This is a genomic window from Sanguibacter suarezii NBRC 16159, from assembly GCF_001552735.1.
Lineage (GTDB): Bacteria > Actinomycetota > Actinomycetes > Actinomycetales > Cellulomonadaceae > Sanguibacter > Sanguibacter suarezii.
Genome location: NZ_BCRT01000021.1, coordinates 390261 through 410771 on the forward strand (window position 1 = coordinate 390261; position 20511 = coordinate 410771).

Consider the following 20511-nt stretch of genomic DNA (forward strand, 5'->3'; position numbering starts at 1 on the left):
GGTCGTGCTCCGTCATCTCTTGGTCGAGCGGGCCGCGACCTTGCGCCACTCGTTGTCGAGGTCTGTGAGGAAGGCATCGGTGTCGCCGTCGAGGACCAGTTGCTGGGCGAGCGGCTGCAACGGGATCGACGCGGGGATCTGATGGTCGATGTATCCGGTGATCCGACCCTGTGCCACGAAGTCGTTCAGGCCGGCCAGGTACGGGTTCGTCGACGGCTCGGCGTCGACGAGCGGGGAGAAGGTCGACTGCGCCTCGCCGTAGGCGGCGACGTGCTCAGGCCGCATGAGGTAGGCGATGAACTTGTCGACCTCAGCGCGGTGGGGGGTGTCCCGTCCGGCGGCGAGAACCACGTCGACGCCCGTGACCAGCACGTTCTCGGCAGGGTCGTTCGAGGCGGGGTAGGGGAAGGTGCCGAGGTCCAGGTCGGGGTTGTTCGCCAGGATCGGGGCGATGGCAAACGTTCCCTGCAGGTACATCGCGGCCTCACCGTCGGCGAAGGCCTTGTTGCCGGCGTTGTAGTCGCGGCTGGCCGCGCCCTTCTGGTTGTAGGAGAACAGCTTCGTGATCTTCTCCGCCGCCTCTCGGTAGTCCGCGCTGAACGACACCGCCGAGTCAGCGTCGACGTCCGTGCCCTCGGCGCGCAGGTCGTCGAAGAAGTTCTCCGGTAGCAGGGCAGCGCCCAGGTTGTTGAAGGCCGGCATGACCGGCCACTGCTCCTTGAGCGTCCCGTAGAAGGCTGTGATGCCCGCCGCCTGGAACGTGTCCGCAGCCGCGATGAGCTCGTCCCAGGTCTGGGGGACCTCGACGTCGTGCTCAGCGAAGATCGTCTTGTTGTAGATGATGCTCGACGCCGCGAGGGCGAAGGGCACACCGCTGATCTCGTCGCCGAACTGGCCCAGGTCGGTGACGATCTTGATCGACGCGTCGGCGACCGTGGCCAGCGCGGGGTTGGCGGACATGTCGGCGAATATCCCGGCCTCGGTGAGCTCACCAAAGGTCCCGTTGGCGTTGAGCGTCATGACGTCGGGGACCTTGTCCTTGACGAGCAGCGTGCGCAGCGCGGTGTCGGCCTCCGGCTGGTGGTTCTGCACGACGGTGATGCCGGGGTTCTCCGCCTCGAAGCCGGCGATGAGCCGGTCGAAGTCAGCCACGGCTTCCGGCTTGAACTGGAAGAAGTTCAACGTGACCTGATCGGAGTCGGTCGAGCAGCCGGCGACGGCGGCCATCATGAGCGCCGCCAGGGAGATCGTGGCGGCACCCTTGGTCAGGCGCCGACGGCGTCGTCGGGGTTGGGGGTTGTCCTGGTGCATGCTGCGCCTCCGTGCGCGAGTGATGAGTCACGACCCGGCCGCCAGCGGCCTGTCGCAGGGTGGAGCATCGTGGGTGGTGCTGAGCGGGCGGGTCGACCGCCCCGCTCGGTCAGAGGGCCCGGACGTCGATGAGGAGCAGCTCTTCGGGGTAGAGGATCGGCGCCTGCAGGCCGGCGGTGGCCAGCGCCCGGCCAGTGGTGGTGACTCCGTCCTGGGCCCACAGCAACGGCGACTGCCCCGGGCCGGGGACTGCGTCGAAGGGCTCGGCGAGGCGCACGGTGTAGCTGCGCAGCGGGTCCAGGCCGGGCAGGTGCAGGCGCCCGGTCGGGTAGTTCGCGCTCGTCGTGCGCTGGGTGATGGTGAACAGGGCGCGCGAACCGTCGGCTGCCACCACCCCGCGCAGGTCCATCGACTCGTCGGGCAGGTCGGCGTGGACGACGCGGCCGGTGTGGGCGAGGTCGCGGACGGCCTTGTGCGCACCGACCCAGCGGGTCAGCTCGGCCTCCTCGGCATCGGTGAGGCGGGAGATGTCCCACTCGATGCCCAGGTGGTGGAAGAAGGCGATGCCGGCCCGCAGGGACAGGTCGTGGCTGCGGTGGGTCGAGTGCGAGCGCGGCCCGGAGATGTGGGCGCCCATGAGCTCGGGCGGCAGCAGAAGTCCGGTGTAGCGCTGGTTGTCCAGCCGCTCGATCGGGTCGATACAGTCGCTCGTCCAGATCCGGTCGGTGCGCTCCAGGATGCCCAGATCCACGCGCGCCCCGCCCGAGGCGCAGGACTCGATCTCGAGCCCGGGGTGACGAACCTTGAGCTCGTCCAGCAGCCGGTACAGCGCCAGGGTGTGCTCGTGCACGACGACGCGACCGGTGCGGGCGTCGCCCGCGCCGAGCAGGTCGCGGTTGTGGTCCCACTTGATGTAGGCGATGTCGTAGGTGCTGAGCAGGTCGTCGATCCGGGTCAGGATGTAGTCGAAGGCCTCGGGGATCGCCAGGTTGAGCACCTGCTGCTGGCGGGCCGGGACGGGCAGGCGGCCGGCTGGCTGCAGCAGCCAGTCCGGGTGGGCGCGAGCCAGGTCGGAGTCGGGGTTGACCATCTCCGGCTCGAACCACAGCCCGAACTCCATGCCCAGGTTGCGCACGGTGGAGATCAGCGGGTCGAGACCCTCCGGCCACACGTCGGCGTCGACGTACCAGTCACCCAGGCCCGCGGTGTCGTCGCGGCGGCCCAGGAACCAGCCGTCGTCGAGCACGAAGCGCTCGACGCCCACGCGTGCGGCGCGCTCGGCGAGGGCGGTCAGGGTGGCGAGGTCGTGGTCGAAGTAGACCGCTTCCCAGGTGTTGAGGGTGACCGGGCGGGGGCGGGTGGGGTGCACGGCACGGCCGCGGACCTCGGTGTGGAAGCGCCCGGCGAGCTCGTTGAGCCCCTCGCCCCAGGAACCCATCGCGAGCGGGGTGGTGTAGGACTCCCCCGGTGCCAGGACCAGCTCGCCGGCCAGCAGCAGCTCGCTCGCCTGGAGGAAGGACTCGGCGGTGACGGTGCGCTCGGCGGCCAGGCGGTGGTTGCCGCTCCACGCCACGTGGACGGCGTGGACCAGGCCGGACTCGAAGCCGAAGCCGCGCTCGCCGGCGGCGAGCAGCAGGCTGGCGTCGGCGCCGGGGCGGCCCTTGCGGCTCTCCCGCAGGTGGATGCCCACGGTGAGGTCGCGGCGCTGGGGGGAGCGTTCGCGCAGGTGGCGTCCGGTGGTGTCGAGGATCTCGGTGGCCGTGGCCGGGAGCGGGAAGGTGGGGGCGAGCGCGCCGAGCTCGAAGGGGGTGTCGGCGAGGTTGGTGAGGGTGAGGCGCTGGGTGAGCAGCCCGGCGGGGGTGACGTCGAGCTCGACGAGGAGCTCCAGGCCGGCGACGTCGTCGCGGGCGGTGAACGTCGCGCTGTGCTCGGTCGCGGTGTGGCTGGTGAGCGCGAGGGCGCTGGAGAAGAGCAGTCCGGCGCGGTGGCCGTCGAGGCCGGGGGTGCCCTGCCAGCCGAAGGCGTCCTGCGGGAGCAGGGTGAGGCGAGCCGGCACGTCGATGCCGCCGGAGACCCGTTGCGGCACCGCTGCCAGGGCCAGTCCGTCGAGCTCGGCCGTGGTGAGGTCACCGAGGTCGGTCCCCCAGTGCACGATGGCCGGCAGCCCGTCAGTGGTCAGATCGAGGACGACGCTCGTGTCGCCATTGCGCAGGTGGAGGGTGCTACGTTGCATGGATAATTTTTAGACGGAAAGAATTGCCATGTCAACCCGGCCGATTTGCCGCCTTTGTTCGATCGCTTCCCCGCGCAGGGCTCCGAATAGTACGCTGAGGGAAAATAATGTCCTCCGACTAGGAGAAACACGGCTATGACCTCGCAGGTGAGCCCGCCACTCAGTGACTCCGCACGCGAACTCGCCCGCGAAGTCATCGTCCGTGGGCCCATCTCGCGAGGCGAGCTGGGCCGTCGCCTCGGCCTCTCCCCCGCGAGCCTGACCCGTCTGAGCAAGCCGTTCTTCGACCAAGGCATCTTCGTCGAGGGAGCCGAGCTCACCGACGGCGGGGTCGGACGCCCGGCCCGTCCCCTCGACGTCCGCGTCGACGCGCTGACCTTCGTGGGCATCAAGATCACCGGGGACACCGCCGTCGGGGTGAGCACGGACCTGCGCGCCAATGAGCTCCACCACGCCGACGCCAGCTTCACCTCCACAGACCTGCCGGCGGTCCTGGACGCCATTGAGAGCGTCGTCGACGCCCTGGGCGGGGCCGAGCGCTTCGCGGGGATCGGCGTCAGCCTCGGCGGGAACGTCACCGGCGACGGCGTCGTGCAGCGCGCCCCCTTCCTCGCCTGGCGCGACGTCGACCTCGCGAAGGCGGTCCGCGACCGGCTCGCGCTGCCCACCACGGTCGAGAACGACGTGGTCGCCCTCACCGCGGCCGAGCACTGGTTCGGCGCAGCCCGGGGACGCACGGACTTCGCCGTCATCACGGTCGGGGCGGGGGTCGGCTATGGGCTCGTCATCAACGACCGCGTCATCCGTACCCACGACGTCGGGCTCGGGCTCCTGGGGCACTTCCCCCTCGACCCGGCCGGCCCGGTGTGCATGGAGGGCCACCGCGGCTGCTCCACAGCGATGCTCTCGATGCCGAGCATGACCGCCCAGGTGGCCACCGCCCTCGGCCGTCCCGTCAGCTACGCGGAGGTGCTCGAGCTCGCCGCAGCCGGGAACGCCGCGGCCCGCGCCGTCGTCGACTCCGCCGGGCGGGCACTGGGGCACCTGGTGGCGGCAGTGAGCAACATCGCCATGGTCTCCACCGTGGTCCTGGCCGGCGAGGGCATCGCCCTGCTCGACGTCATCGACCCGGTGTTCACCGCGGCTCTCGCCGCGGACCGCGACCCCGACGCCAGCCCGCTCGAGCTGCTCGTCGACGCGACCGGCTTCACCTCGTGGGCGCAGGGCGCCGCCGCCGTCGCGATCCAGGACAGCATCGGTTCACTAGGATCCTGACCCCCCACCCCTCCCCCCGAACTCGTGAGCCCTACGCCGAACTCGTGAGCCACGACTGATCCCATCCCGGTAGCTCACGAGTTCGGCGGACCATTCACGAGTTCGGCGAGCTCCGGGGCCGTGGTGTGGGCCCGGTTGGGGGGAAGCGCGCGTTCGGCGCCGGGCAACGACAGAGGGCTGGTCCGCCCGGGGTATCCCGGGCGAACCAGCCCTCTGGCAGCGCTAAGGCGCAGTGCGGGGTGGACTCAGAAGTCCATGCCGCCCATGCCGCCGTCTCCGCCGCCCATCGGGGCAGCCTTCTCGGGCTTGTCCGCGACGACTGCCTCGGTGGTGAGGAACAGGGCCGCGATCGAGGCAGCGTTCTGCAGAGCAGAGCGGGTCACCTTGACCGGGTCGTTCACACCAGCGGCGAGCAGGTCCTCGTAGACGCCGGTCGCGGCGTTGAGGCCGTGGCCGGAGGGGAGGTTGCGGACCTTCTCGGCCACAACTCCACCCTCGAGACCAGCGTTGATCGCGATCTGCTTGAGCGGAGCGTCGATCGCGGCACGCACGATCTGCGCACCGGTCGCCTCGTCGCCCTCGAGGGCGAGGATGGCGGCAGACTCGAACGCGACCTTGCCAGCCTGGATGAGAGCGACGCCACCACCGGCGACGATGCCCTCTTCGACGGCTGCCTTGGCGTTGCGCACGGCGTCCTCGATGCGGTGCTTGCGCTCCTTGAGCTCAACCTCGGTAGCGGCACCGGCCTTGATGACCGCGACACCGCCGGCGAGCTTGGCGAGACGCTCCTGGAGCTTCTCGCGGTCGTAGTCGGAGTCCGACTTCTCGATCTCGGAACGGATCTGCTTGACGCGACCGGCGATCTGGTCGACGTCGCCGGAGCCCTCGACGATCGTGGTCTCGTCCTTGGTGACGACGACCTTGCGGGCCTGGCCGAGCAGGTCCAGGGTCGCGGTCTCCAGCTTGAGGCCGACGGTCTCGGAGATGACCTGACCACCGGTGAGGATGGCGATGTCCTGCAGGATCGCCTTGCGGCGGTCGCCGAAGCCCGGAGCCTTGACGGCGACGGACTTGAAGGTGCCACGGATCTTGTTGAGCACGAGGGTCGCAAGAGCCTCGCCCTCGACGTCCTCGGCGATGATGAGCAGCGAGCGACCGGCCTTCATGACCTGGTCGAGCAGCGGCAGCAGGTCCTTGACGTTCGAGATCTTCGACTCGACGATGAGGACGTACGGGTCTTCGAGGACAGCTTCCTGACGCTCGGCGTCAGTCTCGAAGTAGCGGGCCAGGAAGCCCTTGTCGAAGCGCATACCCTCGGTGAGCTCGAGCTCGAGGCCGAAGGTGTTCGACTCCTCGACGGTGATGACACCTTCCTTGCCGACCTTGTCCAGCGCCTCGGCGATGAGCTCGCCGATCGCGGTGTCCCCGGCCGAGATGGCAGCGGTGGCGGCGATCTCTTCCTTGGTCTCGATGTCCTTGGCGGCGACGAGCAGCTGCTCGATGACGCCCTCGACAGCAGCCTCGATACCGCGCTTGAGCGCGATCGGGTTGGAGCCGGCAGCAACGTTGCGCAGGCCCTCGCGCACGAGAGCCTGAGCCAGCACGGTAGCCGTGGTCGTTCCGTCGCCAGCGACGTCGTCCGTCTTCTTGGCGACCTCCTTGACGAGCTCAGCACCGATGCGCTCGAAGGGGTCCTCGAGGTCGATCTCCTTGGCGATGCTCACACCATCGTTCGTGATGGTGGGCGCGCCCCACTTCTTGTCGAGGACGACGTTGCGACCCTTGGGGCCGAGCGTGACCTTCACGGTGTCGGCGAGGATGTTGAGTCCACGCTCCATACCGCGACGGGCCTCCTCGTTGAAGGCGATGATTTTAGCCATTGGGGTGTGATCCTCCGCTGGTGGCGTGTGGTGGTCGAGCGGCGCCCGCGACGGACGGCGAGGATCGAAGGCGTTCATGTCACGCCGCCGGGTCCGCACCTCACTGATCGACCGGTGTTTCTGTCACTCTCAGTATGAGAGTGCTAACGCCATTATTGGCACTCGACACACGAGAGTGCAAGGTGACATCGCCCTTTTCCCTGATCCTCGGTACGCCGAACGCGGAATGCCTGCCGCCGACGCAGGATACTGTTCAGTCGTGACCCTCCTCACACCGGACAACGACGTCGGCCCGGACCCCGGCACCGCCCCCAGCGCCGTCCGCGGCACCCCGAGGCCACGGCCTGGCCGGCGCCCGCGCCGTGCCGCCCCCGCCCGCCTGCGACTTCGTCGCGCGGTCGTGTCCGGCGTCGTCATCACCCTGGTCGGGACGGGGATCACCGCGGGTGCCTGGGTGGCCGAGCGCGGGCCGTTCACCCCCGTGCCGACCACCGCGATCGTGCCGCTCGCCTCGACCAGCCTGGCCGTCGCCCCCGACGGCACCCGCACCCCGCTGGCCCCTGGCAGCGGCCTCGTCTTCCTCGAGGGCAGCCGCGTCGCGGTGACCGACCCGTCTGCGGCGACCGCGGCCGAGGAAGCCACCGCCCAGGAGATGCGTGACTGGCTCGCCGCCGGCACGGTCCCCGGCGCCGGGACGGAGTTCGAGGACATGGCCACCAACGCCCTCCTGGACATCTACGCCCTGACCCTGGACGACGGCGCCGTCGTGGCCGGCTGGACCCCGCACTGGCGCTACGCCTGGCCGCGGGACAACGCCTTCGTGGCCGTCGCCCTCGCCGCGACCGGGCACACCGACGACGCCCTCGAGGTCCTGGAATTCTTGCAAGGCGTGCAGTCCTCCGACGGTTCCTTCCAGGCCCGGTACCTGCCTGACGCCTCCGGCCCGCCCGACGACCGCGGGGTGCAGACCGACGCCACCGGATGGTCCCTGTGGGGCGCCTCAGCCGTCATCGCGAGCATCGAGGACCCCCAGCGTCGCGCGGACGCGGCCCGCACGCTCGCCCCGCTCATCGAGCGCAGCACCGCTCACATCCTCTCCCTGACCAAGGACGGCACGGCCCTGCCGCCGGCGTCCCCGGACTACTGGGAGAAGCGCACCCGCAAGGCGACCCTGGGGACGTCAGCCCCGCTGCTCATGGCCCTGCACGGGGCCGGCGACCTCATGACCCTGCTCGACGAACCACGCCGGGCGAGCGCCGCCGCCTCCGCCGCGACGACCTTCGACGCGGTGGTCAAGGACGCCTTCGGCCCCACCTTCCCGCGAGAGAAGGGCGGCTCCGCCGTCGACACCGCGGTGGCCTTCCTGCTCCCGCCCTTCGCCGCGACCGCCGACGACGACGTGCTCACCGCCTGGCGCGCCGCACCGGCGACGATGGCCCGGGCCGGCGGCGGGCTCGCACCCGGCGCCGGGTGGAAGCAGGACGGTATCTCCTGGACGCCCACCACCTCCGTGTTCGCCATGACCGCGGCGTGCTCCCAGGAGAGCGAGGCCGCCCTGGGCTGGCTGCGCTGGGTGGACTCCCACCGCACCACGACCGGGTCCATCCCGGAGAAGGTCCTCTTCGACGGCTCCCCCGCCCAGCTCGCCCCGCTCGCCTGGTCCAGCGCGAACGTGCTGCTCGCCCTCAGCTGCCTGGACGGCTGAGGCCCACCGGCGCGAGGGAGGGGAGCTCGCGGATCCCGAAGCGGTCACGCAGCACCCGGCGGGCGGCGTACCACCCGCCCAGGCCGTGCACCCCCGGACCGGGCGGGGTCGACGCCGAGCACAGGTACGCTCCCTCGACCCCGGTGCCGTACGGCGGGAGCCGCGGCGTGGGCCGGGCGGCCATCTGCCACGCGGTGACCGCCCCGGCCGCGATGTCTCCGCCGACGTAGTTCGCGTTGTGCTCGCCCATCTGCTGCGCGGTCAGCGCCCGCGACGCGACGACCACGTCGCGGAAGCCGGGGGCGAACCGTTCGATCTGCGCGGTCACCGCCTCGGTCTGGTCGACGCCGGACCCGGCCGGCACGTGCGCGTAGGTCCACAACGGCCGCAGCCCGCCGCTGGCCCTGCCGGGGTCGACGACGGTGGGGTCGGAGGCCAGGACCACCGGACGCACGGCGTGCCGGCCGCGGGCCACCTCCCGCTCGGCGCGCACCAGCTCCGCCCGGCCGCCGCCCACGTGCACGGTCCCGGCCAGGGCCACCTCAGGGTGCGTCCAGGGGACGGGGCCGGAGAGCACGAAGTCGACCTTGGCGGCGGCGTTGCCGTACCGGAACCGCCGCAGCGCGCGGGCCGCCGCGGCCGGCATCCGCTCCCCGAGGATCTGCGCCGCGGCCAGGGGCGAGGTGTCGAAGACGTAGGCGCGGGCCGGTGGCAGCGCGCCGCGGACGAGCTCCCCGGTGCGTACCTGACCTCCGTGCGCGGCGAGGTCGGCAAGCAGCGCAGCGGTGATGGCCCCCGACCCGCCGCGCGGGATCGGCCACCCACCGGCGTGCGCGAGGGACCCGAGCAGCAGCGCCGTCCCGGCGGCGACCAGCCCGGGCAGCGGGGTGATCGCGTGCGCCGCGACGCCGGTCAGCAGCGCCGGTGCCACGTCCTCGGCGAACCGCACACCCCACAGCGGGCTGCCCTGCTCGGCGACGGACAGGCCCAGGTGCGCCCCGACGCGGACGGCCGTGGCGGCGTCGGGCAGGGAGATCCGGTGCAGGCGGCGGTCGCCGAGCGCGAGGGCGACCGTCGCGTCCGGCGCGCCGGCCAGCGGTCCCAGGAGGGTGCGCCAGGCGCGGGCGTCGCGGCCGAGCCCAGCGGCGGTGCGCTCGAGGTCGCGGTAGGCGATCCCGGCCCGCCCGCCGTCCAGCGGGTGGGCGTACTGCACCTGCGGCAGGAGCAGCTCGACCCCGCGCGCAGCCAGGTCGAAGGCCTGGAAGAACGGGGACGCGAGGGCCAGGGGGTGCACGGCTGAGCACAGGTCGTGCTCGACGCCGTCGGCCAGGCCGAGCCACTCGGTCCGGGCGCCGCCGCCCGGGGTGGCAGCAGCCTCGAGGACCAGGACGGACAGACCGGCTCGGGCGAGGGTCACCGCGGCCGCGAGCCCGTTGGGCCCGGAGCCGACGACCACCACGTCCCAGCCGGCCATGGCGGGCTAGCTCCCGAACGATCCAGCGAGCACGACGGAGACCGGTCCGACGAGGTTGGGGGCCTCGAGCACCTCGGTGATGCCCAGCAGCTGGGCGACCTCACGGGCCTCGTCCTCGCTGTCGGCGTCCTTGTAGTAGACGAGGGAGCCCGACGGGCGGGTTCCGGTGAAGTTGTCAGCGACGACGTCGGTCCAGCCGGCCTCGGCGAGCGTCTCGGCCGCACCGGCTGCCACACCCTGGCGGCTGGTCGCGTTGAGCACCCGCACCGGGGTGGCGGTGTCGGCGACGGGGGCCGGCGGCTCGACCGGGGTCTCCGGCTCGACGGGGACCTCAGGCTCGACCGGTTCCGTGGGCTCGGTGGCATCCGGGGTCTCGACGCCGGTGACCTCTCCGGCGTCCGGGTCGGTCCCTTCGGTCGGCGCGCTCGGCTCCGCGGAGACGGAGGGCGTCGGATCGGCGTTCAACCGCGAGGTCGGCGACTGGGAGTAGTAGTACACGAGCCCCACCGCGAGCGCCGCGGAGACCGCGACGACGATGAGGTACGGCGCGGTCCGGCTCCAGCGCGACCTGGGTGCCCGGTGCGCCCCTGCGGGTGCGGCGTCGGGGTCCACGCGGTCGAACTCGTCCTCGGGATACTTCGTCGTCGGCTTGCTCACGGGCCAAGGTTAGCCGGTGCCGCCCGTGATCTTCGACGCACGCGCGGGAGCAGCGGCGACGCTCTCGGCACGCCCCAGTGAGGCGGTGCAGGTGCGCGGCCGCAGGTCAGACGCCGGATCGACGCGCCCGCCGGGCGCTCCGGCGGGGCTCAGGCCTGGTTGCGTCGCTGCGTGCGGTCGCGCTGGCGGCTGGCGCGCATCCGGCGCAGGCGCTTGACGAGCATGGGCTCGGCGGTCAGCGCGGCCGGGGAGTCCAGCAGGGTGTTGAGCACCTGGTAGTACTGCGTGGCGGACAGGTCGAAGAGCTCGCGGATGGCCTGCTCCTTGGCACCGGCGTACTTCCACCACTGCTTCTCGAAGGCGAGGATCGCGGTGTCGCGCTCGCTCAGGGCCGGTTCTACGGCGTCTGGCTCTGCGGCGTCTGGCTCTGCGGCGTCTGGCTCTGCGGCGTCCGGTTCTGCAGCTTCCTCGAACATCATGACTCCCACCTGCACTTGTCCTCACTCGCGAGCCTGCGTCCTGACGGGGAATCCTCACCTCGCGGACCGGCCGGGGTCTGGGTGGCCTCTCCGTGCAGTCTACGGCGAATGACACGGCGGTCATTCATCTGCGACCCTCGACGGATGTCCCTCCTCGACGCCGTCGCTCCCGACTGGGCCGCCGCCCTGGCACCGGTCTCCTCACTCATCGACGACCTGGACGCTCGGCTGCTGCCGCCCGCCCCGCAGGACGGCTCTGGCCGCGGGCCTGCTGGGGCCGCGCCGTCGGTGCTCCCTGAGCGTGACGCGGTGCTGCGCGCCTTCCGGGAGCCGCTCTCCCGGGTCCGCGTCCTCGTCGTCGGGCAGGACCCGTACCCGACTCCGGGGTACGCGATGGGGTTGTCCTTCTCGGTCCAGCCGCACGTGCGGCCACTGCCGCGCTCGCTGCAGAACATCGTCACCGAGCTGCGGTCCGACGTCGGCGCCCCCGAGCCGGCGACCGGCGACCTGACCCCGTGGGCGGAGCAGGGGGTGCTGCTGTGCAACCGGGTGCTGACGGTGCGCGCCGGGGAGGCCGGGTCGCACCGGGGACTGGGCTGGGAAGCGGTGACCGATCGCGCCGTGACGGCCCTCGTCGAGCGCGGCGGGCCGCTCGTGGCGGTGCTCTGGGGACGTGACGCGCAGGCCCTCACCCCGCTGCTGGGGTCGGTGCCGATCGTGGCCAGCGCTCACCCGAGCCCGTTGTCCGCCCGGCGCGGCTTCTTCGGTTCCCGGCCCTTCTCGCGGGTCAACGAGCTGCTGGTGGCGCAGGGCGGGGAGCCGGTCGACTGGACGCTGCCCTCCGCGGGCACCACGGAGGACCTGCTCTTCTGACGGCGCTGCTCGTCTGGCCGGACGGCCCCACCGCGTGGCGTGGGTCAGAATGAAGAGGTGAACGACGTCGACAACACCTCAGTCCCCGCCTCAGTCCCTGCGGTCGCCGTGCCCGCCTCCGTGACGTCCTCGGCGCAGCCGTCGGACCCGCCGCACCCCTCGACCGACGGCGGCGAGCGCCTGCCGGCGCCGGGACCGTGGTCGAGCTTCGTGGCCATCGGCGACTCCTTCACCGAGGGCCTGTGGGACCTGCACCCCGACGACGACACGCACTGCCGCGGCTGGGCGGACCTGCTCGCCCAGAACCTCTCCCACCGGCGCATCGACGCCGGCCAGGACCCGCTGCTCTACGCCAACCTGGCGATCCGCGGGCGCCTCATGCGCTCGATCATCGTCGACCAGCTGCCCGCCGCCCTGGAGATGAAGCCGGACCTGGTCAGCCTGGTCGGTGGCGGCAACGACATCCTGCGACCCACGATCGACATCGACTGGATCGCCCGCAACCTCGAGGACGCCGTCGTGCGGATCCGGGAGACCGGCGCGGACGTCCTGCTGAGCACGGGCTTCGACACCGCCGAGAGCCCGCTGGTGTCCATGACCCGCGGCCGGGTAGGAATCTTCAACTCCCTCATCTGGTCGATCGCCCACCGGCACGGCGCCTACGTCATGGACGTGTGGGGCATGCGCTCCCTCAAGGACGCGCGGATGTGGTCACCCGACCGCATCCACCTCACCCCCGAGGGCCACCGCCGGGTGTCCCAGGCGGCGCTGGTCGGCCTCGACCAGGTGCCCGACGACGAGGCCTGGGACGATCCGCTGACCCGCCTCCCGGGGGTCCCCCGCATCGAGTGGGTGCGCGAGAACGCCCAGTGGCTGCGCCAGCACGTCTACCCCTGGGCCACCCGCCGGCTCCGCCGCCAGTCCTCCGGAGACACCCGCACCGCGAAGTACCCCGAGCTCACCCCCTTCGGCTGACCCCGCGACGGCCCGCCCACCTCGCGCCCCCTCCGCCCAACTCGTGAGCCCTCCGCCCAACTCGTGAGCCCTCCGCCGAACTCGTGAGCGAGGGGCGATCGCGGGGCACGATTCATCCCTCGCTCACGAGTTCGCGAGCCGACTCACGAGTTCGGCGAGAGAGATCGCGCGCTCGCGGGGCGTGGCTCGCGGGAGCGTGAGCGCGCGGGAGCGTGAGCGCGCGGGGAGCTACTGGGTTGCTGGCTGGGTGCGGAGCTCGTGGAGGGCGCCGGCCAGGCGCTGGGGGAACCCGGCGGGAGTGTTCTCGGGCAGGTCTGTGATCGGGAACCAGGCGAGCGCCTCGCTCTCGTCGCTGACCGACGGCTCCAGGTCGCCGCGGGCGACGACGGCGTAGCCCACGTCCCAGTGGACCGCGCACCTCCCGAAGCCGTCACCGAGGCCGTGCCGGTCGAGGTCCACCGGACCCGGGCGCAGCAGCGACAGGTCAGACAGCCCGCTCTCCTCGTGCGCCTCGCGCAGCGCCGCGTGGGCGAGGGAGGCGTCCGTCCGCTCGACGTGACCGCCGAGCTGCACCCAGAACTGACCCTTGCGGTGGAAGCACAGCAGCACCTGGGTGAGATCCGCAGTGACGACGAAGGCGCTGCCGGTCACGTGCTCAGGTCCGCCGTCACGGTCGAGCGCCCGTTCCCCGCGTGCGGCGACAAAGCTCTCGTACTCGCTCAGCAGCGTCCGTTGCCCCGGGGCCACCGGTGACCAGCTCCCCAGATCGTCGAGGAGCTCGGCAGAGCGGTTCCGGGTCTCGAGCGCAGCGACGTCGTCCATCCCGGAACCCTATCCCCCTCCGCCACCCGCCCCACCCGCGCCGCGAGCTCGTGAGCCAGCAGCGTTCCGGCCCGAGCCGCAGCCGTGGCTCACGAGCTCGGCGGGAGCGAGGGCAGCGGTTGCTGTGCGGTGGGGGGCGTGACAGCCTCGGAGGAGCGCAGCAGCGGGTGGTCGAGAGGGACGGAGCGTGCCATGGGACTCATCCACATCGACCTGTTCACCACCCTCGACGGCGTGGCGCAGGCCCCCGGCGGTCCCGAGGAGGACACCGACGGCGGATTCACCTTCGGCGGTCGGCAGGCGCCGCTGCTCGACGAGGTCGTCGGGGAGCAGGTCGGCGCCGGGATGGAGGGGATGGACGCGCTGCTGCTGGGCCGGCGGACCTACGACATCTTCGCCGGGTACTGGCCGCGCATGGAGGACAGCGCCGACGCGTCCATCGCGCGGCTGTTCAACCGCATCCCCAAGTACGTCGCCTCACGTCAGGACCTCACCCTCGACTGGGCCGGGTCCACGATGCTCGGCCCGGACGTCCCCGGGGCGGTGCGCGAGCTGCGCGGTCGGCACGAGAACATCCACGTCATCGGCAGCCTGGACCTCGTCCAGACCTTGTTCACCGAGCGGCTCTTCGACCGACTCACCATGTGGGTGTACCCGATCCTCCTCGGCAGCGGCAAGAAGGTCTTCGCCGACGGGGTGGTCCCCACGAACCTCCGGCTCCTCGAACCTGTCGTCACCTCGCCGCGGGGTGCGGTGCAGCAGCGTTACGCGCTGGCCGAGGGGACTCCCGCCGTCGGCGACATGTCCGTCCGCGACGAGCAGGGTTAGGACGATCCCGTGGTCTCCCCCGTGTCCTGGCCCTGGCCCACCGTCCCGGCGCCCTCCTTCACACCCGTCACCTCGATCACGCCCCACCTGATCCCCTCCTCCCCCGGCGTCTACGCCTGGGCTCGCGAGGGCAGGGTCGTCTACCTCGGGGTGGCTGCCTCGGGAGGTGGCCTCCGCTCCCGGATCCGCACGCACCTGGGGACGAGCACAGACCTGTCCCGGTCCGCCTTCCGTCGTAGCGTCGCCGAGCACGTGCTGGACGTGGCCGGGGCGTCGCGCAAGCGCCTGCGCACCCTCGACGTCAAGGAGGTCGCGGTCGTCAACGACTGGGTGCGCGAGTGCTCGGTGGGCTGGATCGAGACCGCCCGGGCCGAGGAGGCACGCGAGCTCGAGGAACGCCTGCTCGCCCAGCACCAGCCGCGCCTCAACCGGCGACAGGCCCAGTGACGCACGCAGGCCAGCCTCCGGGAGGAGACTGGCCTGGCGTGGATGGAGCCGCCTGTCGGGTTCGAACCGACGACCTTCGCTTTACAAGAGCGGTGCTCTACCAGCTGAGCTAAGGCGGCGCGGACGACGGAGTCCGTGCGGTGAGAACCTTACCGTCACTTCGTCGGCCGTGGAAGTTGCCGGGCCTGCCTCACCGACCGTGCGGTCGGCCAGGCAGGCCCGGCGGATTCAGCGCGAGAGGCGCCCTGGGTCAGGGAGCGACGGTCGCCGTCTGGGCTGCGGCGATCTCCTCCGCGAGCGCGCCCGGGGTGGTCCAGTTGCTCGTGATCCGCTCGCCGTTGATGAGGATGGTCGGCGTGCCGAAGTTGCCGTTCTCGTTGAGGAGCTTCTCGTTGTTGAAGGCGATCTCGGTGAGAGCGTCGACGAACTTGTTGTACGTCCCGTCCGCGATCTTGGCGGCGACGTCCTCAGGCACGCCGACGCTCGTGGCGATCTCGGCGATCTGGTCGTTGCTCAGACCTGAGGTGCCCTCACCGGGCTGCTGGGCGAACATCGCCTCGTTGAAGGCGAGTGCCTTGTCCGGGGCGTTCTCGGCGACGTAGGCGAAGGCCTGCGCGGCGCGGGTGGAGAAGGAGGAACCCTGCGACTGGGCGTCGAGGATGGAGACCGGGTGCAGCACCAGGGTGATGTCGCCGTTCGCACGGAGCTCGTCGAGCTCAGGACCGTTGATCTCTTCGAACACACCGCAGATGGGGCACATGTAGTCGAGGTACACGTCGACCACGACGGCGTCGTCACCGGAGGTGGTGCCGGCCTCACCGGTCGGGCCGAAGCTGATGCCACCGGCGTCGTCGGAGACGCTGGGCACAGCCAGACCGGCCGGGAACTCCGTGATCCCCGAGGGCACGGACGGCCCAGCGCTCTTCATGATGAAGTAGCCGATGCCGACGACCACGAGCACCCCGGCCAGGACCGAGGCGATGATGACGTTGCGGGTGCGCTTCTCCCGGCGGATCTGCTCCTGCTGCAACTTCAGGGCCTGCGCGCGCGCGGCGTCGCGACGGTCAGCCTTGGACGGCTGAGGTTCCTTCGTAACCATGGGGTTCAACTGCCTCCGTGAGTGGGTCCTGCCTGCTCCGCCGGAGTTTACTGTCCGAAACTGGGGGGTTCCTGAAGAGGTGTCCAGTCGGTCGGCTGCCCCGTCTGGACGAGGTCGAGGAAGTACCAGGAGGCCAGAGCCGCGAGCAGCACGATCACGAGGGTGCCGATCCACCCCGGCGCCACCCGGTTGAGGGTCACCCGCGCGCCGTGGCGCACGAGGGAGGTCAGCGGTCCGAACCACAGCAGCACCGCGGCGATCGCCGTGGCCGCGCCGAGCACCGTGGCGAAGACCCACGGCTCGTTGCCGCCGGCACCGACGACCACCCGGTCGGTGGACAGCGCCCACCACGTCACCCCACCGAGGATGACCACCGTGCTCGCCGCGATGAGCACCGACGGGACCTGGGCGACCAGCGCCCGCAGGAGGTGCCACGGGCTGCGCACCACGGCGCGGGCCACGTCACCCCCGCGCGCGCCTCGCGCCTGACGCCGCGAGTGGAACGAGGAGTGCACCGTCCCCACCACGCGGGCGACCACGCACACCACGAGCAGGGTCACCAGCGCCTTGCCGGGGTAGGTGGCCCCGGCGAGCACGAGCGGCACCGCGAGCGCCAAGACCGCGAAGGGTCGACGTCGCACCTGCGGGGCGGCGTAGCCGGGCGGCGGCGGGAAGCCCGGACCGGGGCCGTGCTGGGCCGGGTCGGGGTTCGCCAGGTCGTAGGGGTAGGGGTCCGGCGCCGGGTAGCTGGGTGGAGCCGGGGACGCGGGGTGGCTGGGCGGGGACGCGCGGTAGGTGGGCGGGGCCGGAGAGGCGGCAGACGCCGGATAGGGCGTGGTGTACCCGTCCGAGGAGGGGTACACCGTCGTGTCCCCGGGGCCGGGGACCGGCCCCGGGTCGGTGGTCGGCAGCACCGAGGTGTGCGTGACGTTGTCCGCGTCGGGGAACGGGACGTGCCGGTTGACCCGTCCGTCGACGACCTCGGTCGCGGCCGGCGCAGCCGCGAAGGCTTCGGTCTGGGCCGGGCCGGCGGTGAACACCTCGGTCGCGGCGCCTGCCGCGGTGAGCACCTGAGTCGCCCCGGCGACCGGACCGACCGTCTCCACGGCCGCGGGTGGGTCTCCGTGGTCGGCGGCCTGGCGCAGCGCCGCCACCACACGCTCCGGTGACCAGCGCTGCGCGGGGTGGGGTGCGAGCGCACCGCGCAGCGCCGCCGCGGTGAGCGGGCCCAGGCCGTCGGTGTCCGGCTCGCCCGAGCGGGCGCGGGTGATGACCGCCTCGATCGGTCGTACCCCGAAGGGTGCCCGGCCGGTCGCGGCGTAGACGAGCACCGCGGCCCAGCCCCACCAGTCCGTGGTCGCGGAGGGGTCGCCGCGGTCGATGAGCTCGGGCGCGAGGTACCCGGGGGTACCCATGACAAAGCCCACGGAGGTGACGCGGGCGTCCTCCATCCCGTGCGCGATGCCGAAGTCGATGAGCACCGGGCCGGCGTCGCTGATGAGGACGTTGCCGGGCTTGAGGTCGCGGTGGATCACCCCGGCCGCGTGCACCGCCTCGAGGGCGTCACGGAGCTGGTCGGCCAGCTCGAAGAGGTCGACGGCGTCGAGCGGCCCGCCGTCGGCGATCTCCGCCTCGAGGGTGGGTCCGTCCACGAGGGCCGTGACGATGAACATCTCGGAGGAGTCGGCCTCGGCGTCGAGCAGGTGCGCCACGGCCGGGTGCTGGACCCGCTGCAGCGCGCTGATCTCGCGGCCCAGCCGCTGGCGCGTCTCGGCGTCGGCGGTGACCTGGGCGTGCAGCAGCTTGAAGGCGACGAGGTTCCCGCCGCCGTCCACCGCCTTGTACACCGCGCCCATCGCGCCAGCGCCCAGCGGCGAGACGATGCGGTACCCGCCGATCTCAGTTCCAGGCTCCAGGCCGATCCGCTCCATGACGCTTACCGTACGCTGAGAGCGACGTCACGACCGCTCCACGAAGCACGTTTCCCCTGGTGTCGATACCCTGGGGATAATCCAAGGAGTTGATCATGCATGGGTAAAGATGGGTACAACCTCGTCGTTGTGGCCAATCGGTTGCCGGTCGATATGGCAGTGGCCGAGGACGGGACCGTCGACTGGCAGCGGTCCCCTGGCGGGCTGGTCACAGCCCTCGAACCAGTGATGCAGGGCGCCGACGGCGCCTGGGTCGGCTGGTCCGGCGCACCGGGGCTGGAGGCTGACCCCTTCGACGCGGACGGCATGCGTCTGGTCCCGGTCACGTTGTCCGAGACGGAGATCCAGCGGTACTACGAGGGCTTCTCCAACGACACCCTCTGGCCGCTCTACCACGACGTCATCGCCCCGCCGGCCTTCCACCGTCAGTGGTGGGACTCCTACCGCAAGGTCAACCAGCGGTTCGCCGAGGCAGCCGCGGGCCAGGCCGCCGAGGGCGCGATCGTCTGGGTCCAGGACTACCAGCTCCAGCTCGTCCCCCAGATGCTCCGGGCGCTGCGCCCGGACCTGCGCATCGGGTTCTTCAACCACATCCCCTTCCCTCCGCTCGAGCTCTTCCAGCAGCTCCCCTGGCGCCGCCAGGTGCTCGAGGGGCTGCTCGGTGCGGACCTCATCGGCTTCCAGCGCCCGGGTGACGCCTCGAACTTCGTCCAGGCGGTGCGCCGGCTCACCGACCTGACCACGCGCGGGCAGCACATCATGATGAACGCCTCCGACGGCACCACACGGACCGTCCGCGCAGCGTCGTTCCCGATCTCGATCGACTCGCGTCGCTTCGACGAGCTGGCTCGCTCCCCCGAGGTCCAGGCCCGTGCCCGGGAGATCCGTGCAGACCTCGGCGACCCCGAGATCGTCATGCTCGGCGTCGACCGGCTGGACTACACCAAGGGCATCCGGCACCGGATCAAGGCCTATGGCGAGCTGCTCCAGGACGGCCGGCTCGATCCGGCCAAGTGCACCCTGGTCCAGGTCGCCAGCCCCAGCCGGGAGAACGTCGGGGCCTACCAGGAGCTGCGCGAGCACGTGGAGATCCTCGTCGGGAGGATCAACGGGGAGTACGGGGAGATCGGGCACAGCGCGATCCACTACCTGCACCACTCCTACCCGCCCGAGGAGATGGCGGCCCTCTACCTCGCCGCCGACGTCATGCTCGTCACGTCCCTGCGTGACGGCATGAACCTCGTGGCCAAGGAGTACGTGGCCGCCCGCTCGGACACCGCGGGGGTGCTCGTGCTCTCGGAGTTCACCGGCGCTGCCGACGAGCTCGCCGGCGCGATCATGGTCAACCCGCACGACATCGACGGCATGAAGGACGCGATCTACCGCGCGGCCACCATGGACCCGCGCGAGCAACGCCGCCGGATGCGCCGGCTGCGTCGCAAGGTGCTCACCGACGACGTCGCGAAGTGGTCGGAGAGCTTCATCGCCGCCCTCGGCGGCACCGCGGAGGTCCCCGCCACCCAGGAACCGGTTCTCGAGGTGACGGCATCACAGTGACCACCACCCTGGACCCGCGACTGGTCGCCGCGATCAAGCAGCTGGCTGCCCGGGCCACCCCCGGGCGGCCGCTGCTCGTGGCGAGCGACTTCGACGGGGTGCTCGCCCCGCTGGGCGACGACCCGTCCGCCTCCCGCCCGACGCCGGCCGCCGCGGCCGCGCTCGAGCGTCTCGCCGCCGCGCCCGCCTCCCGGGCGCGGCTGGCTCTGGTCTCCGGCCGCACCCTGGAGTCCCTCGGCGCGCTGTCCGGCGCACCGCTGGGCACCCTGCTCATCGGCAGCCACGGCGCCGAGCGCGGCGAGGTGGTCGCCACCTCTCCGGACGGTGTGCCCGGCGTCGAGCACCGGCCCTTCGCCCTGAGCGAGGCCGAGGCCGCGCTGCTCGACGAGGTCCGCACCGGCCTCGAGGGCGTCGCGACCGGCGTCGAGGGGGCGTGGGTAGAGCACAAGCCGTCCGCGGCCGTGCTGCACACCCGTCTCGCCTCGACCGAGGAGGGCGCACAGGCCGCCGACGCCGCGCACACCGTCGGCACCACCCTGGGCGCGCACACGATGCGCGGCAAGGACGTCGTCGAGGTCGCGGTGGTCGCCACGTCCAAGGGCCAGGCGCTCACCGCGCTGCGCCGGGACCTGGGTGCCGCGGCCGTCTTCTACATGGGCGACGACGTCACCGACGAGCGCGCCTTCGAGGTCCTGGGACCCGACGACCTCACCGTCAAGGTGGGCGCCGGGGACACCGCCGCACGGTTCCGGGTCCCCAGTCCCGACGCCGCCGCGGAGGTGCTCGCCGTCCTCGCCGAGGCGCTCGTCCCCCAGGGCACCGGCCCGTCCGGGCCCGTCAGTCACGACTAGGTCACAGTCCCGTCGTCCACCCGCTTTTGTGTGGCAGGATGAGTCCTGGCTCACACCATCGCTGGTGGGTGCTGTGTCAGCGACGACGCTACTGACACCTTTCACAACGGATCG

General features: G+C 71.7%; 17 protein-coding genes and 1 tRNA gene. 8 read left to right on the forward strand and 10 right to left on the reverse strand.

Going from position 1 to position 20511, the window contains the following annotated elements; all coding sequences use genetic code 11:
- Positions 1–12: 12 nt before the first annotated feature.
- Both SS2_RS15175 and SS2_RS15180 read right to left on the reverse strand, forming a co-directional pair.
- The gene (locus SS2_RS15175) at positions 13–1311 is read right to left on the reverse strand and encodes an ABC transporter substrate-binding protein (RefSeq protein ID WP_083942297.1); all 1299 of its coding nucleotides are present in this window, start codon (positions 1309–1311) and stop codon (positions 13–15) included.
- 109 nt (positions 1312–1420) lie between these two features.
- Positions 1421–3544, reverse strand: a complete 2124-nt coding sequence (locus SS2_RS15180; protein ID WP_066465567.1) for an alpha-galactosidase — start codon at positions 3542–3544, stop codon at positions 1421–1423.
- A 135-nt stretch (positions 3545–3679) separates the two neighbouring features.
- On the opposite strand from SS2_RS15180, the gene SS2_RS15185 reads away from it, so the two are divergent.
- Positions 3680–4819, forward strand: a complete 1140-nt coding sequence (locus SS2_RS15185; RefSeq protein WP_066465569.1) for an ROK family protein — start codon at positions 3680–3682, stop codon at positions 4817–4819.
- Positions 4820–5064: 245 nt separating this feature from the next.
- Here the strand turns inward: SS2_RS15185 and groL are convergent, their stop codons facing one another.
- On the reverse strand, positions 5065–6699 hold the full coding sequence (gene groL, locus SS2_RS15190; protein WP_066465570.1) for a chaperonin GroEL: 1635 nt from the start codon (positions 6697–6699) through the stop codon (positions 5065–5067).
- Positions 6700–6958: 259 nt separating this feature from the next.
- On the opposite strand from groL, the gene SS2_RS15195 reads away from it, so the two are divergent.
- Positions 6959–8404 carry a glycoside hydrolase family 15 protein gene (locus tag SS2_RS15195; protein ID WP_066465571.1) on the forward strand — a complete coding sequence of 482 codons (1446 nt, stop codon included), beginning with the start codon at positions 6959–6961 and terminating at the stop codon, positions 8402–8404.
- Here the strand turns inward: SS2_RS15195 and SS2_RS15200 are convergent.
- The 3 genes from SS2_RS15200 to SS2_RS15210 all read right to left on the reverse strand — a co-directional run bounded on the left by SS2_RS15200 (position 8385) and on the right by SS2_RS15210 (position 11011).
- On the reverse strand, positions 8385–9878 hold the full coding sequence (locus SS2_RS15200; protein ID WP_066465572.1) for a phytoene desaturase family protein: 1494 nt from the start codon (positions 9876–9878) through the stop codon (positions 8385–8387). The two genes, SS2_RS15195 and SS2_RS15200, sit on opposite strands and share 20 nt — an antisense overlap.
- A 6-nt stretch (positions 9879–9884) precedes the next feature.
- A complete protein-coding gene (locus tag SS2_RS15205; protein WP_066465574.1) occupies positions 9885–10535 on the reverse strand; it encodes a LytR C-terminal domain-containing protein in 651 nt (216 codons plus the stop codon).
- A gap of 149 nt (positions 10536–10684) precedes the next feature.
- Positions 10685–11011 carry a DUF3263 domain-containing protein gene (locus tag SS2_RS15210; RefSeq protein ID WP_066465881.1) on the reverse strand — a complete coding sequence of 109 codons (327 nt, stop codon included), beginning with the start codon at positions 11009–11011 and terminating at the stop codon, positions 10685–10687.
- Between the two features lie 147 nt (positions 11012–11158).
- On the opposite strand from SS2_RS15210, the gene SS2_RS15215 reads away from it, so the two are divergent.
- Together SS2_RS15215 and SS2_RS15220 are read left to right on the forward strand one after the other, a co-directional pair.
- Positions 11159–11887, forward strand: a complete 729-nt coding sequence (locus SS2_RS15215) for a uracil-DNA glycosylase (RefSeq protein WP_217995612.1) — start codon at positions 11159–11161, stop codon at positions 11885–11887.
- Between the two features lie 180 nt (positions 11888–12067).
- The gene (locus SS2_RS15220) at positions 12068–12862 is read left to right on the forward strand and encodes an SGNH/GDSL hydrolase family protein (RefSeq protein WP_066465883.1); all 795 of its coding nucleotides are present in this window, start codon (positions 12068–12070) and stop codon (positions 12860–12862) included.
- A gap of 228 nt (positions 12863–13090) precedes the next feature.
- Here the strand turns inward: SS2_RS15220 and SS2_RS15225 are convergent, their stop codons facing one another.
- Complete coding sequence (locus tag SS2_RS15225) at positions 13091–13684, reverse strand: NUDIX hydrolase (protein WP_066465578.1); 594 nt, start codon at positions 13682–13684, stop codon at positions 13091–13093.
- A gap of 192 nt (positions 13685–13876) precedes the next feature.
- Between SS2_RS15225 and SS2_RS15230 the strand changes: the two genes are divergently transcribed.
- Together SS2_RS15230 and SS2_RS15235 are read left to right on the forward strand one after the other, a co-directional pair.
- Positions 13877–14512, forward strand: a complete 636-nt coding sequence (locus SS2_RS15230) for a dihydrofolate reductase family protein (RefSeq protein WP_066465580.1) — start codon at positions 13877–13879, stop codon at positions 14510–14512.
- Between the two features lie 9 nt (positions 14513–14521).
- Positions 14522–14959 carry a GIY-YIG nuclease family protein gene (locus SS2_RS15235; protein ID WP_066465583.1) on the forward strand — a complete coding sequence of 146 codons (438 nt, stop codon included), beginning with the start codon at positions 14522–14524 and terminating at the stop codon, positions 14957–14959.
- Between the two features lie 43 nt (positions 14960–15002).
- Here the strand turns inward: SS2_RS15235 and SS2_RS15240 are convergent.
- The 3 genes from SS2_RS15240 to SS2_RS17795 all read right to left on the reverse strand — a co-directional run bounded on the left by SS2_RS15240 (position 15003) and on the right by SS2_RS17795 (position 17989).
- Positions 15003–15078 (reverse strand) — tRNA-Thr (locus SS2_RS15240).
- Positions 15079–15209: 131 nt separating this feature from the next.
- Entirely contained in the window at positions 15210–16058 is an 849-nt protein-coding gene (locus SS2_RS15245; RefSeq protein ID WP_066465585.1) for a DsbA family protein, read from the reverse strand.
- Between the two features lie 47 nt (positions 16059–16105).
- Positions 16106–17989, reverse strand: coding sequence for a serine/threonine-protein kinase (locus SS2_RS17795; protein WP_066465587.1), 1884 nt, complete (start codon positions 17987–17989; stop codon positions 16106–16108).
- A 99-nt stretch (positions 17990–18088) separates the two neighbouring features.
- Between SS2_RS17795 and otsA the strand changes: the two genes are divergently transcribed.
- Together otsA and otsB are read left to right on the forward strand one after the other, a co-directional pair.
- The gene (gene otsA, locus SS2_RS15255; protein ID WP_083942298.1) at positions 18089–19546 is read left to right on the forward strand and encodes an alpha,alpha-trehalose-phosphate synthase (UDP-forming); all 1458 of its coding nucleotides are present in this window, start codon (positions 18089–18091) and stop codon (positions 19544–19546) included.
- Complete coding sequence (gene otsB / locus SS2_RS15260; RefSeq protein WP_245643630.1) at positions 19543–20397, forward strand: trehalose-phosphatase; 855 nt, start codon at positions 19543–19545, stop codon at positions 20395–20397. The genes otsA and otsB overlap by 4 nt, the downstream gene beginning before the upstream one ends.
- The last annotated feature ends 114 nt before the right edge of the window (positions 20398–20511 follow it).

Bases quoted from the DNA above. Each gene is read 5' to 3' on its own strand.
- SS2_RS15200 (WP_066465572.1), bottom strand. From the start codon at position 9,878: ATGGCCGGCTGGGACGTGGTGGTCGTCGGCTCCGGGCCCAACGGGCTC.
- SS2_RS17795 (WP_066465587.1), bottom strand. From the start codon at position 17,989: ATGGAGCGGATCGGCCTGGAGCCTGGAACTGAGATCGGCGGGTACCGC.
- SS2_RS15215 (WP_217995612.1), top strand. From the start codon at position 11,159: ATGTCCCTCCTCGACGCCGTCGCTCCCGACTGGGCCGCCGCCCTGGCA.
- groL (WP_066465570.1), bottom strand. From the start codon at position 6,699: ATGGCTAAAATCATCGCCTTCAACGAGGAGGCCCGTCGCGGTATGGAG.
- SS2_RS15245 (WP_066465585.1), bottom strand. From the start codon at position 16,058: ATGGTTACGAAGGAACCTCAGCCGTCCAAGGCTGACCGTCGCGACGCC.
- SS2_RS15185 (WP_066465569.1), top strand. From the start codon at position 3,680: ATGACCTCGCAGGTGAGCCCGCCACTCAGTGACTCCGCACGCGAACTC.
- SS2_RS15225 (WP_066465578.1), bottom strand. From the start codon at position 13,684: ATGGACGACGTCGCTGCGCTCGAGACCCGGAACCGCTCTGCCGAGCTC.
- SS2_RS15180 (WP_066465567.1), bottom strand. From the start codon at position 3,544: ATGCAACGTAGCACCCTCCACCTGCGCAATGGCGACACGAGCGTCGTC.
- SS2_RS15230 (WP_066465580.1), top strand. From the start codon at position 13,877: ATGGGACTCATCCACATCGACCTGTTCACCACCCTCGACGGCGTGGCG.
- otsA (WP_083942298.1), top strand. From the start codon at position 18,089: ATGGGTAAAGATGGGTACAACCTCGTCGTTGTGGCCAATCGGTTGCCG.
- SS2_RS15210 (WP_066465881.1), bottom strand. From the start codon at position 11,011: ATGTTCGAGGAAGCTGCAGAACCGGACGCCGCAGAGCCAGACGCCGCA.
- SS2_RS15175 (WP_083942297.1), bottom strand. From the start codon at position 1,311: ATGCACCAGGACAACCCCCAACCCCGACGACGCCGTCGGCGCCTGACC.